This is a genomic window from bacterium, assembly GCA_022616075.1.
Classification (GTDB): Bacteria; Acidobacteriota; HRBIN11; order JAKEFK01; family JAKEFK01; genus JAKEFK01.
The window spans coordinates 1-12962 of sequence record JAKEFK010000094.1; the positions used below are offsets into that span (position 1 = coordinate 1).

Annotated in this window: 16 protein-coding genes; 12 read left to right on the forward strand and 4 right to left on the reverse strand. The window is 45.8% G+C overall.

Annotated features, from left to right (window positions below):
* The first annotated feature begins 206 nt into the window (after positions 1-206).
* The 4 genes from L0156_08090 to L0156_08105 all read left to right on the forward strand — a co-directional run bounded on the left by L0156_08090 (position 207) and on the right by L0156_08105 (position 2472).
* Positions 207-1049 (forward strand): hypothetical protein, encoded by an 843-nt coding sequence (locus tag L0156_08090; GenBank protein ID MCI0602960.1) that lies wholly within the window; start codon positions 207-209, stop codon positions 1047-1049.
* A gap of 57 nt (positions 1050-1106) precedes the next feature.
* Positions 1107-1622, forward strand: coding sequence for a hypothetical protein (locus tag L0156_08095; GenBank protein MCI0602961.1), 516 nt, complete (start codon positions 1107-1109; stop codon positions 1620-1622).
* A gap of 253 nt (positions 1623-1875) precedes the next feature.
* Positions 1876-2154 (forward strand): type II toxin-antitoxin system RelE/ParE family toxin, encoded by a 279-nt coding sequence (locus L0156_08100; GenBank protein ID MCI0602962.1) that lies wholly within the window; start codon positions 1876-1878, stop codon positions 2152-2154.
* A gap of 12 nt (positions 2155-2166) precedes the next feature.
* Entirely contained in the window at positions 2167-2472 is a 306-nt protein-coding gene (locus L0156_08105) for a HigA family addiction module antitoxin (protein ID MCI0602963.1), read from the forward strand.
* A gap of 150 nt (positions 2473-2622) precedes the next feature.
* On the opposite strand, the gene L0156_08110 is transcribed toward L0156_08105, so the two are convergent.
* From L0156_08110 to L0156_08125, 4 genes are all read right to left on the reverse strand, one after another.
* Positions 2623-3051: a type II toxin-antitoxin system VapC family toxin gene (locus tag L0156_08110; protein MCI0602964.1), complete on the reverse strand. Its 429-nt coding sequence runs from the start codon at positions 3049-3051 to the stop codon at positions 2623-2625.
* Positions 3048-3344, reverse strand: a complete 297-nt coding sequence (locus L0156_08115) for an antitoxin (protein ID MCI0602965.1) — start codon at positions 3342-3344, stop codon at positions 3048-3050. Before L0156_08115 ends, L0156_08110 begins: the two co-directional genes overlap by 4 nt.
* 138 nt (positions 3345-3482) lie before the next feature.
* The gene (locus tag L0156_08120; protein ID MCI0602966.1) at positions 3483-4835 is read right to left on the reverse strand and encodes a hypothetical protein; all 1353 of its coding nucleotides are present in this window, start codon (positions 4833-4835) and stop codon (positions 3483-3485) included.
* A 252-nt stretch (positions 4836-5087) separates the two neighbouring features.
* On the reverse strand, positions 5088-5264 hold the full coding sequence (locus L0156_08125) for a hypothetical protein (GenBank protein MCI0602967.1): 177 nt from the start codon (positions 5262-5264) through the stop codon (positions 5088-5090).
* A gap of 493 nt (positions 5265-5757) precedes the next feature.
* On the opposite strand from L0156_08125, the gene L0156_08130 reads away from it, so the two are divergent.
* From L0156_08130 to L0156_08165, 8 genes are all read left to right on the forward strand, one after another.
* A complete protein-coding gene (locus L0156_08130) occupies positions 5758-6225 on the forward strand; it encodes a prepilin-type N-terminal cleavage/methylation domain-containing protein (protein ID MCI0602968.1) in 468 nt (155 codons plus the stop codon).
* A gap of 8 nt (positions 6226-6233) precedes the next feature.
* Positions 6234-6692, forward strand: a complete 459-nt coding sequence (locus L0156_08135; protein ID MCI0602969.1) for a prepilin-type N-terminal cleavage/methylation domain-containing protein — start codon at positions 6234-6236, stop codon at positions 6690-6692.
* Between the two features lies 1 nt (position 6693).
* A complete protein-coding gene (locus L0156_08140) occupies positions 6694-7614 on the forward strand; it encodes a prepilin-type N-terminal cleavage/methylation domain-containing protein (protein MCI0602970.1) in 921 nt (306 codons plus the stop codon).
* 20 nt (positions 7615-7634) lie between these two features.
* On the forward strand, positions 7635-9767 hold the full coding sequence (locus L0156_08145) for a hypothetical protein (GenBank protein MCI0602971.1): 2133 nt from the start codon (positions 7635-7637) through the stop codon (positions 9765-9767).
* Positions 9764-10417, forward strand: a complete 654-nt coding sequence (locus L0156_08150; GenBank protein ID MCI0602972.1) for a hypothetical protein — start codon at positions 9764-9766, stop codon at positions 10415-10417. The genes L0156_08145 and L0156_08150 overlap by 4 nt, the downstream gene beginning before the upstream one ends.
* 293 nt (positions 10418-10710) lie before the next feature.
* Positions 10711-11490, forward strand: a complete 780-nt coding sequence (locus tag L0156_08155; GenBank protein MCI0602973.1) for a winged helix-turn-helix domain-containing protein — start codon at positions 10711-10713, stop codon at positions 11488-11490.
* Positions 11487-12044 carry a DUF6036 family nucleotidyltransferase gene (locus tag L0156_08160; protein ID MCI0602974.1) on the forward strand — a complete coding sequence of 186 codons (558 nt, stop codon included), beginning with the start codon at positions 11487-11489 and terminating at the stop codon, positions 12042-12044. The genes L0156_08155 and L0156_08160 overlap by 4 nt, the downstream gene beginning before the upstream one ends.
* 109 nt (positions 12045-12153) lie before the next feature.
* Positions 12154-12962 (forward strand): peptidoglycan-binding protein (locus tag L0156_08165; GenBank protein ID MCI0602975.1); only part of this gene is annotated, 809 nt, incomplete at its 3' end.

A 12962-nucleotide genomic window follows, 5' to 3' on the forward strand; every position in this document is an offset into this window, starting at 1 on the left:
CTTGAGTTACATACATTCAACCCTTTTACTCCTCCCTTATCCAAGGGGAGAATCACTAGCGAATCAAGCGTTTACAACGGACACCGGTGTACTGCAATCAATCGAACATCATTATTACTTCTCATACGTACACGAATCTAAGTGGCGCCAACTCTATCTCACGTGAGAGCAGCCGCCACTATTTTACGCGTACGTGCGTGGAGGACTTGAATTACAGCGGAAAAGCGATCTACACAATTTTTGCGCAAAACACGCAATTTCTTCCACCGCCGGGTGAAAATTCGGAGTACGTCTACAATATGACAACCCATCAACGGGCTGCGACGCTCGCGCAATATCTCATTAATAATCAGTTCGATGTCGTTGCATTGAGTGAAGTGTTCCACTCCAAAGCGCAGGATGTGTTGGGCCAGAGTTTCAGCGGCATCTATGATAGCGCGGTGATGGTTGGTCGCATCGACACCGCTGGTGATCCGCTGTTCACGATCCGCGAAGGTTTTCCACACGAATTAGTTTCCGGCCTCGCCATCTATAGCAAGTTTCAACCTCAACTCTCGAACGAAACTTGGAACAGCAATTCGCAATGCACCAGTGATCTGTTCAATCAAATTAGTGAGACCTACAGTCTTGGCACCACCAGGCCCATACCGCTGAATGACTATCTTTGGTTCAATCAATATTGTGAAGCTGAAGGAATGGATGCGATGTCTGGAAAAGGAATAGCTGCCATTCGTCTGAACAATCCGATGACTGGCGTTCCGCTGTTGATTGCCTGGTCGCATACGCAGGCGATGACCAATCAAGGCCCGTTATCTGAACTTGGTCTGCCGCTACCCAATGATTACAGCTATGTAGACAGTCATGAAAAACGGGAGAAGCAATTCCAGGAAGCGCGTGATTCGATGAATCATCTACTCGGTCTAATGCCGGCGGAACACCTGGTCGTTACTTCAGTCAGTTTTACGATCTGTGGCTCGAACAACCAGAAGGCGATTGGGGTTTCACTTTCGACCGCACACAGGCTGCACAGCGAACTGCGTGACTTTTAAGGCTCACGCAGTTCGGCTTTTCTTGTGTCCTAACTACTTTTGGTTATACTACTTTGGATGAATGACGATCCTTTACGCAAAACCTTAAAAAGTCAGTACCATGCATCGCTCGCGATGCTTCGAGAGACGGTTGAACAATGTCCAAACGAACTTTGGATGAATGGTGAACATCTGAATGCATTTTGGCAGATTGCGTATCATGCATTGTTCTATACACATTTGTATTTGCAACCGAACGAAGCTGCCTTTCAGCCATGGGAGCATCACCAACCCGATGTTCAGAGTCCGGATGGGTTAACATTTCCACCCGATCCAAAAAGTGACCTCCAAGTGATTCCTAAACCATATTCAAAGCAAGAAGTACTGGCATACTGCCAGTATGTCGATCAAATGATTGACTCCGGTGTTGATTTGCTCGATCTCATGAGCCCGGAGAGTGGATTCTGGTGGTACAAATGCTCCAAACTGGAACACCAATTCATAAATATCCGTCACATTCAACATCATCTCGCGCAACTCGCAGACCGATTGCGTTCCGCAGCAAACATCAGCACTAAGTGGGTAAGTTTTTAATCCGAATTTACCTCATCATTCTGCCTGCAAACATGGATGAGTTCATTTGCATATGAAGCCCGAGGTCCCGTTCGTCTGGAGGTTTACGGATACCGGGACAGGTGTGTTTGGCGGGAAACTTGAATATCGGGTGATCGGCACCATCCTACGCGATCAATGAAAAAATGAAACTGCCGTTATAGGGGCGTCCCGTGCCTGTAGGATGCCGCTTTAACGCTTGACGTTTAACGCCTCCCGTTATAGATTCAACAAAGTGATCAAGTCCTTTCATGATAACGAAACTCAGAAGATCTATTCCAGGGAAAGGTCGCGCAGGCTAGCGGATTTGATCCAGCAAATCGCTCTGAGAAAACTGAGAATGCTCAACGCCGCAACGCTGAAGGACTTGAGAATTCCACCGGCAAACAGATTGGAGAAGCTATCCGGAAATCGCTTCGGACAGTACAGTATCAGAATCAATGATCGATGGCGGATTTGTTTTCGCTGGGAGGAAGGAGATGCTTATGATGTCAAAGTTGTCGATTATCACTGAGGAGGTGGAGAGATGAAAAAGAAGAAATTACATCCGGTCCATCCGGGAGAAGTTCTGCAAGAAGAATTTCTGAAGCCGATGGGACTGAGCCAGAACAAGCTTGCACTCAATATCGGTGTTCCTGCGCGGAGAATCAACGAGATCGTGCTTCAGAAAAGAAAAGTTACGGCTGATACGGCTCTGAGGTTAGCCAGGTTTTTTGGTACGTCCGCGCAATTTTGGCTTGGCTTGCAGTCACAGTACGATTTGGATGTCGCCTCAGACAAGCTAGCGGACCGGCTGGTCAAAGAAGTCAAAGAGTATACAACTGTTGCATGAAGTAGTTCCTCTCCTGAATCATGTTGCGAAATTCCCGCGGCATCAGCTCGGAAAGGATCCGTGGGTTGTTCACATCATATATATAGGTGTCTCCCTAACATTTTTGCCTAAAATTGAACAAGGCGAGAGTTTGTTATCCGGGAGCACATGTCATTCAAGCGGATTCAACCAGTTCAGGCCTGGGAAACGCGAGAAATCGGTGTCATTGGAATGAAGTTCACAAGAATGTTCAACTGCGAGCGCGGCGATGTGTGCATCCGTTACGAGATTGCCCCCGGTACCTGTATGTGACAAAAAATCTCTAAAAATAGAAAAATGTCTTGGCCCTGGCTCAAGCGGCTGCACATTCGGTCTTGCGTACCATTCCTCTACCATGTCGCAGCACACTTCTACGCGAACTGGATTAACTAGAACCTGACGATGTGTCATGAGGCGGATGAAACCAAATGTTACTGCCCAGGGAATTCCAACCAGAGTTTCCTCAGTGAGTATTTGTTCCCACCACTTCTTCGCTTGCTGATGATGCGGAGCAAGTTTGTTGTACGCATACACAACCAAATTAATGTCGGGGATAATCATCGAACGCGGCGCGCACCTTGACGGGCAGGTCTTACGCCTGCCCCCACAAGTCTTTCTTCTACTTCCAATTGATCAACTAACTGATTTAACTTTTCAAAATCGATTCCAGGGCGGAGCGCCGAAGAGTGTGGACGAACACGAAATGGCTTCATCTTCCGAATCGAAGCACGGGATGAGCTGAATGCCAAACGTAATGAATCATTCAATACCTGCTTAAAACTTTTGTCCGTTTGTTTTGCACGAGCTTTCAGTTCCCGGACGACGTCATCATCAAGCGTTACAGTGGTTCTCATATAAAGACATCATAGTGCTATCAATTTATGCTGTCAAGATGCGTCACGTTGCTCGCCGGACGTTGTGCGGGCCCCTCGTTTGCAACAGATTATTACCAGTCGAGATGGACGCCCGCACCACGTTTCTACAGCGCACTATTATTCCGGCAGTTCTTCCTCCATTCCTTTGGGACAGCACCGATATTCTTGCGATTTTTCCAGCAAATCGATTTGCTTTTGAAGCAGGGCGTTTTCCAGTTTTTTTCTTTCCAATTCCAGATGAATCTGTTCGTGCAATTCGGGCTCACAAATGTCACATTCATCCAGACAGCCTTTCACCATGATTCCAGGAGTAGGCAAACAGAAGTGGCCCTCGATAAAGAACTTTTTTACAACATCACCGTTAACTTGTCCTCCAACTTCTGCGAGTAATCCTGCTTTAACCAGTTGCTCATCAACTTGTGCGAGTGCTTGCTCGCGCAACTCTCTCGGGATCGGCTCGGTCCAATCTGCTCTGGAAGCGGAAGGAGCTGCTGCAACTCGCGACAAAATCGTAGCTGCTTTCGAAGCCGCGGGTGTTCCCGGATCCTGGCCAGTTTCAAGTGCTACTCTATTGGCAACACTTTGATATGCCCGAGCCTCTGTCTCCAGTCTGTCCGATGCAGTAGCCAAAACGCTCGATGGCATCACGGACACTCCTGTTAATGGAAGCAGTTTACGGCTTTTCACCTCCGTGGGAGCTGCAGGATCTTTTACGCGGCGCTCAATTGCAACAAGACTGATCTTAATTGTTTGTTCCCTGTTGATCCGGTAAAAGAAAAATGTGATTGCGTGACACCGATTCGGATTCGAAAAAACCCGGGTTGACGATTCAAAATGGTCTTGAGATTCACTTTCAATATGCGTTCTAGTTGCCACTTCACCAACCGACACTGAAGAGGAAGTGCGTGTCGCCATTTCAGATCTGTAATGTGAACTCTCGGCATGACTATGAAGTGAGTTCAGGAACCATTTTGTAGAGTGATCATCATACTCACCTTCCACATTTACGCTTCCCCCACCAACGAAGCCTGCACTCCATGCGCCCGCATCTGTATCCTTTTCGTAATCTCCCCACGAGTGACTCGTGGACTCTCCTTCCTGAGTAACTGTCAAATCGGACATCTCGCGTCCAAAAGTCGCCATGTAGTATTGGTCCTCGCTTGCTTGTGCATGGCGGTAACTTAACTTCGTGTCTTTATCGTACATAAATTTGGAACGTCTATCGGTGCTGTACAATCTAACCTGCTCACCAGGAAGGAGTGTTGTAGTGTATACAAGATCACCGAGCGTATATGGTCCAGGACAACGCTCAATCTTGATGTGAATCGTAACCTGCACTTCAATGATTTGAGGACGTCCTGCCGGACTCATTACTGTGACTTTGTAAGTTAGTGTGTATTTATAATCGAGCCGGTCGCAACAATCTATTTTTTCCAGCTCAATACAGCAAGGTACTTTGAGAAGGGCCATTTCACACCTCCATGTTTTTTGTTGGTTTATCTGATTTCAAAGAAATGAATGTTTCTGCTGGTGCAAAGCCGGTGGGAATTGATTAAGGAAGGTAGACGATCAGATCAGGTGCAACCTAAACCCGCCAGGAAACTGCTCGCATTCCAGCAACTGCTTCCCCTCGCCGGATCCAAACGAGCAACAGGTTCCTAGCTATTATATTCTAGTCAGTGATTGAGTTGTTGAGTTCTAGGAAACTACAGCCATATCAGTTCAGAATTTGAAGTAAATAAGAGCTGTTCGCTCAGCCGGAACAAACACAACCAGAAGAATTAAAAAACAAGGATCGTTGCTGCACGCAAATGCATGATGGATCGTCAGCAAAGGGCCATGAAAAAATCCCCAGATGATTGCACCACGACCAATGAGTTCGCGGCAGCTCGTTTTCACATCATATATATAGGTACTGTGCAGGTGGATAATTACCAAACAAAACCCTCTAATTTGTTCTTAATCAAGACCATACACGATCATCTGGCTAATTTTTATACAAGATGGTCTGGAGCGCTCTCGACGATAGGTCCTACGGCATGGAAATTGCCAAACTGTCAGTCAGTTTTCAGATACTAGAGAGAAGGAAGCTTTTCACAGAGACTCAAAAATATTAGAATTTTGGTACATCAAAACAGCCACCGATAAATGGCGTATGCTTGCTAGTCCTTGAGGTGGAACTGTTTTGTACTAACCGGAACATATAGGCACAATAACAGCCGTCCTTCTGACGGACCGGAGAGTGAGTGGGAAGGTATGTCTTGAACTCCCACAGTAGAGGAAAGGGTTGCATCGATGCCTCTGCTATCGTTGCGCTCACTAACGTCATCCAGCGAATCCATCGAATCCGTTTTAGCACTCCTGCCCTTTCCAAGCTCAGCAGGAAAACACGATGAACAAAATCGCTCATACATGGGAAAAAGGAGTAACCCTCATTGAAGTCCTGGTTGTGATTGGCATTGTAGGTTTAATCGTCTTGATCTTCACGCCATCTTTTTTGCGAATGATGAACACATATCGGGTGAGTACTTCCACTTCTCAGTTAGCCGTTCAAATCCGGTTTGCCAGAAATGCAGCAATAAAGAAACGATTCGAATATCAAATGGAAATCAGGAATGAAAGCCACGCCACAGCCCCCAATACCTACACAATTACTTCTGACGAGGGCACCAAGGATTTCAGCATGGATCAATTTGCAAAAATTAGCGCTACTGATACGACTCTTTCCACGATCATCTTTGGTACGAGAGGCAGTGCAACAGCAGGAATTATTGTTTTGGAAAGCAAAGTGAATTCTGATACTCGCTACCAGATCACCATTACGCCTGCTGGAGGTGTCCGAATTGATCGACTGTCTTAAGGGAATTTATGGAATACAAACCTAAAGAAGAGAATCGTTCATTGGGACAGCAGGGATTTTCCCTTGTTGAGCTTTTGGTTGCTTTATTAATTCTTGCAATCGTGGTTACTGGAATCGTTACATCTCTTCCCAACGCATACCGGAATATTACGATTTCAGGAAGAGTATCTACCATGACGCACCTGGCAAACAGAAAACTGGAAGAATTAAGAGGTAAAGCAGGAGCGAATTGGGCTGACTCAGATTTAACCATTGGATCTCATCCTGCTACAGCAGCCGAACGTATGGTAACAGGATACAACGGCTACTCAATAACATGGGAAGTGATTGATGGACCCGTATCAGGGACGATGAAATCCGTCATTATTGAAGCGGGGTTCCTTTTATATGAAACCGATGGCACTCCACGCGCATCAGTACTTCCCGAAACCAGGTCACAGAGATTTCTTACAATGATGGCGAAATAACATGAACCAGACTGGATTCTCGCTCGTTGAAATGCTGATCACAATGGTGATCTTATTGTTTCTTCTGCTCGGAATTTATGGTTTGTTCACGCAGGGTCAATGGCTCCATCTCGCAAGTGAAAAGCGGACCAATATTCAGGATAATGCACGGATCGTTATTGCTCAGATGGAAGACGATATGCGGATGATCGGATCGGGGAATCCAAAATCATCAGAAGTAAGCGGTACGATTACCGCAAAGTGGAATCCTGCAATCTTCAACATGACATCCACCGCGATCGGTTTTACGGGAGATCTTGACGGAGGAGCAGTATTACTGACCAAAGACGCTGGAACAGTTTCCAATGACCGCCTCTATGTGCAAGACGTTTCCTATTATGCTAACGCCACAATTGGCAGCCCAATTCCAATTATTGTCGTATCGAAAGAAAAAAGATGGGACGATCTTTCAGTCACAGGCATAATCACTTCTTCTCCTTACTCTGCTTTACAAACGAACACTATGAGTAGCCCTTCAAGCTTTACTGCTGATAAGAGCGAAGTATTCACGATGGAAAGCATCTCCTATCGCTGGGTTACTGATACAGGAGGAACGGCAGATGCCAACAGTAACGGAGAATGTGATTCTGGCGAATCTGCTCCTTTTATACCGAACTGTGTGATTGAACGAGCAGAATTCCGTACGAATAATCCTGATCCGGCTGCTGCAGATGGACCAACTCCTTCAAGTGGGGACTGGAATACTTTTGGTACGCATGTGCAATCATTCAGTATCGAATACTTACAAGCAGACGGAACTACGGCTGCCTCAGCATCGGCAGTGAAAAGAATGCGAGTGACGCTAACGTGCAGGGACAGAGGGATGAATGTGGGTACGGTTCAGAACCTTACCCTTCAATCTGAAATAACAATCCGAAACTAAATTTTCGGGTGGGAAAGTATATGGCTTTATGGCGTAAATTGGTTCACTATTTCAAGCGTGTTTCCCGTTTGGATGAAAAAGGTGCGGCGTTAGTCATTACCCTTTTCATCATGGTTGTACTCGTTTTGCTTGGACTTGCCCTGCTCTTGCTGAGCGAAACGGAATACTCAATCTCTATCAATGAACAGGATGCGACAAGTTGTTTTTCCTACACTGACGGAGTCATGCAATGGACATATCGCAGGCTCAACGACATCTCTAACAAAAGTCTGAATTCAACATTCACAAACTTTACTACTGTACTCAGAGGAGCCGAATGCAGTCCATTCACAAATATGTCCTGTGCGAACGGAACAACGGATGATGATCATCTGCTCGGGTTTGATGTGGATTCAGATGGCACACATAATCTTGATACGAGCCAGGACCTTGCTGCATTAAATTCTACAAATGAACAAACACTTTCTGTAGCCACCACAACTTTTCTTGATGGTACACCGATTGATTTAGATAACGATGGCACTCCGGAAAAAATGGAGGCATTTCTTTGGGGAATCGATACTGATGGTGATGGAAACAGAGATGGCGCAAGAGCACTGCTTTATGTAAGAGTCGACGATAATTTTGACGAAGGAGCGGCGAGTAACGATCCGATAGCAGATACCGATCAAAGACTTCATGCCACAGTGATCGGAGAATTTCCAATAATAGTTAGCAGCACCGAAATTTCTGAAGCAAGAAGAGGAACGAGCAGAAGAACCATTGTTGCTCGTTTCGGACCACGTGGCGGTGCAGCAATATATACGGAGGGCTCGCTGTCGTTTAGTGGTCAATTTAATGTTTGTGGAGCTTGCGGAAGCGTTCATGCCAATACTGATCTCAGCATTTCCGGTGATATTGATATTTGCCAGGACGCGACATCTTCCGGGAATTACACAACCTCGGGAGGAAGCTATCTTGTTGGAGGACTCGGCGCTGGCGGCCAGGAAGAAGTTTTTATTCCCATCATTAATCCGTTTGATGATATTTTTGTTCCGAATCCCAACATTTTTGAAACATCTGCCGACACATCACTTCCAACCCAACTCAGGTGCGATCCAGATCCAACCACAAACCCAGGCGCGTATAAGTATTACGCGCTGGTTGCGAATAACAGCGCAGGAAAAGTCTACAAGGCATATTACAAGGACAATGGAACTCCATCGAATACTTCAGATGATTACTGGCAATGGAAGATGATTGATGATTTGAGCAACGGTAACAATGTCCAATTGGACGACTGCGGCCGGATTGCCTCCTGTGGTGGCGAGCCCGGATGTACAACTGATTCTGGTTTTGGAACTGCCATCAATGATGGCATGTCAAATCGGTTTTACGGTCTTTACTTGAATAACGTAACCACAACGGGAACGTGTTCAGGTTCCGATGCCACCCTGAGTGCCCTTGCCAACAATGACTTCACGGACGCTGCAAGATGTACTGGTTGTTCAGCCGATGGCATCGTTCTGCCAGGTTCTGACTCCACCGATGGAGTTGCAGACTTCAATACGAATTTCCGTTACAGCGTGGGTGAAACTCAAACTACATCGCCCGTCTCCGGAAGATGGGTTAAAGAAGGGAACACCGTCCACTCCCCTATCTATGGGGCAGTTTTTTTCTATCATGGAAGTCTTCGCCTCGCTGGAAATTTATCCAATCTTGACCATAGCGGAGGCACGACCACTCCTCCGGGAGGCTTTTGGCGTGCAACTCATATCACTGTAGGGAATATTCAGGCAGAGGGTACTCCTAAATATTCAACAGCGAACCAAAGTTGGCCTTTCCTTTTGATCGCAGGCCGCGATATTGATCGAGCCGGAAATGCGGCAGCAGGCGCTATCGTTTGTCCCGATGAGTGTGTTTCAGATCCAGCAATAGCCAATCCAAGTTACTATGGAATCATAGCTGCGCACGAGCAAATCATGTTTAGAGGTTCCTCAATGCTAGATGGTTTTGCTGTTGCAGAAAATGCAATTAACTGTGCGACTCTTGTTGATTCAGCGGCAGGTGTAACAACAGGGACAGGCGGTGCTGATGTTCATTATGATTGTGAACACCCGCCTAATCCGTGGGACACAGGTGTAGTACTTTTACGGTGGGAAGAGGTACCATGATACATTTTTCGTTTCGTTTTATCAGAATTTACTTGCTCTTAGTTTTCCTCTCACTACCTGTTCTTGCACTTGACGAATACAAAATCGTACTAAAGAAAAATGGAAAGGTGATCGAGGGACAGTACCTCCGCGAAGATGAACAATTTATTTATCTTGTCTCAGGGGGAATACAGGTTAATTTTAAGAAGTCTATTTTGGACTTGGAACGGATGAAGCAACTGAATGTCACAAAAGATGAGACAGAAACTACTATAGACTCTAATCAATTAAAAGAGCCTTCGCCTGATCAGCCGCAATCTCCGTTGGTTGAGGCTGCAGAGAAGGCACGTAACAATAAAGCCGGCAAAGGTAAAATTTTTACTGATTCAGACCGATCCAAAACTGTGCAACAAGAGGAATCAGAAAAAAAGGAAAAAGAGGAAAGCGTACGCCCAAAAACTCCGGAACAAGCGGGTTATCTGGAAGTTGTTGAAAATCTTAACAAAGAGATAGAACGGCTTGAACAGGAGTTAATGGACGCAAAAATAGAGAATAAAGACACAAAAGCGGTCGAAAAACTCCTCGAGGATACCAAAGCTCTACGCGATCGCAGGCAGTCTGAGTACGAAGAACTCCCGCAAAAACAACCTGCTCCCCCTAACAACAGGTAATCTTTTTTCGATCTGACCAAAGCTCTTTCGCTCACGATGAGGACGACGATTCCGGTATTCGTAAACCTCCATATCGTAATACCGAAACCGATATGCGAGAGGTCGATCGCGGTGGATGCGGCCGATCAAGATTTCAGGTGAAATAGGTAGAAATTTCGAACTCACCCGAATTCGCTGGACCTCATCCTCATTTGCATCTAGCTCGTGATAATCACAACTGCCGGATTGTGTCACTATCCGACCTCTTCGATTTAAGATTGACTTTATTATCTGTTTTTACGATAATAATATTTATGAATTTACTGGATTTCTTAGTTACTTCTGAGACCCGAAAGGCCCTCCTACGGCTTCTCTGGGTTGATGATCTGGAAGCTTCAGGCCACCAGCTTGCTCAACTTGCGGACGCAGCGTATTCTGCAGTTCACAGCGAGTTGGAAGCGATGAAAAATGAGGGATTGGTCACGACGCGTAAGGAAGGGAAAGCGGTGATGTTCAGAAAAAATAACAACTATAATGACCGGAAGGCCCTCTCAAATTTGCTGGCTAATACTCCAAAGACTTCTTCGAGTTATTCCAGAAAACCAACGGATGACGAAGTGAGGCTAAATCTATCGAAATTCGGTGCACCTCTCGGAGTGCATGGGGAGTCGGAAGTTGATCTTTCGTTAGAAGAGACTCTGGCGTACGCTATGAAGCTTGCCCGGCGCGATTCAACAGTCGCAAGAGTTTTGCCAGTCGTCTTTGCCAAAAACAAGGATGTTGTGGATTTCCCGCGCCTGGAGTTTATGGCGAGAAAGCTGGAAGTTCTTCCCGTTCTGGGTTTGTTTTTAGATCTAACGGCATCGCTCCTAAAAAGCCAGAAATTACACAAACTGGCGCAGGGATATGACGATCGGCGACGCAAACATACGGAGAACTTTTTTGTGAACAAAAAACTCAACCGCTTTGAAAATGAACTCGCTGAAAAGAACACCCCGCCCGTTGCTCGGTCCTGGCGTTTTCTTTTGAATATGGGAATGGATAGCTTTGAAGATCTGTTCAGAAAGACTTTCCCTGGAAGTCAGCGTGCATGATTTTTAGTAAATATACCAGTAAGGATGTACAGACCCTTCTCAAATCGATTGATGCGAATCTCGATAAGAAGTTCGAGATCATTCTGATTGGTGGTGCTGCCGCTCTTCTCGCATACAAAGCGACCCGCCTTACACAAGACATCGATACTTTCAACAAAATAGGCACGTTGAAGTATGCTTATAACAGAGCTAAGCAGGATACCGGTCTAGAAATTCCATTGTCGCAAGCTGGAGTCGCAGATGCACCGTACAATTTTGAGGATCGATTGGTTGAGTACAAGAAACTTAAACTTAAAAAGCTGATTATCAAGATCCCAGAAATTCATGATTTCATTCTGATGAAAACTATCCGTGGTTACGAACACGACCTGGATGTCATCGAAGAAATTTCGAAAAGGAACAAAGTTAGCAAAGAGGTTTTGATCGCAAGATTTGAATCTGAAATGGGTCACGTTATTGCTAATAAACAAATGCTACTGCTTAACTTTGCTGCGACACTGTCCCGATGTTTTGGTGAAGTAGCTGCAAAAAACTGGTTAGATTCTTCGAGTTGATCGCAATAATTCCGCTGGTCCCCATTTTCAACAACCTCAGCCTCCTCCATACTTCGTTCACACCTCCCCTCGGACGTCATAGTTAACTGAACATTCCTAGGAGGCGATCATGGTCAAGGTAAACGGCGGGACGGCAATGCCGCTCCAGCAAATCGAAACCAACACAACTGAGGCGATCAAAGAGAACGAAACAAAGCCTCCGGAACAGCCCAACTCTCCGCCTCCGAATACCGGCAAAGAGATTGCCGTTAAATACAATTCCGCCGAAAAAGTCTCGGAGAAATTCATGGCCGGGCAGCAAATGAAAGCCCAAATGTTAACGTCGTTTACCGCAGGAACAACCAGCCCACCGACTTCAGGCGGAACAACCACTGTAAAACCGACTCTCACTCGTGGCAACAAAGGTCCGGACGTTGAAGAAGCACAAAAAGAAATCAACGAATGGCGTAAAGCGAATGGTCGCGACGAAATCAAAGTCACAGGAAATTATGATCCCGACACAGAAAAAGCGGTGAAAGATTTTCAGCAAGCCACCGGTGTGAAAGAAGCAAATGTGATGGGGCGCGAAACACGCGATCGCCTCACTTTAGAAAATGATCCGAATTTCAAGAACCTTCCGGATCCAACCAAAACACATGTTCGCGAACAAATGAATAATTATTTTGCAAAAGATCCTGAATCCCGCGAACGTTTGAGACAAATTGCAACGGATCCGAATTTCGCCAAACTTTCTCCTGACTTTCAATCCGATGCATTGAGAAAGTATGCAAATAACCCAACTGAAAAGTCCGCAAAAAGCATTCAGGAATATTCAAAAGATTTAGCATCACTCGAATCGAATGAAAAATTTAAAGCGTTAGGCGACGTGACCAAGAAATCGGTTCGCGAATCGATGAAAAAGAATTGGGATTATCCCAC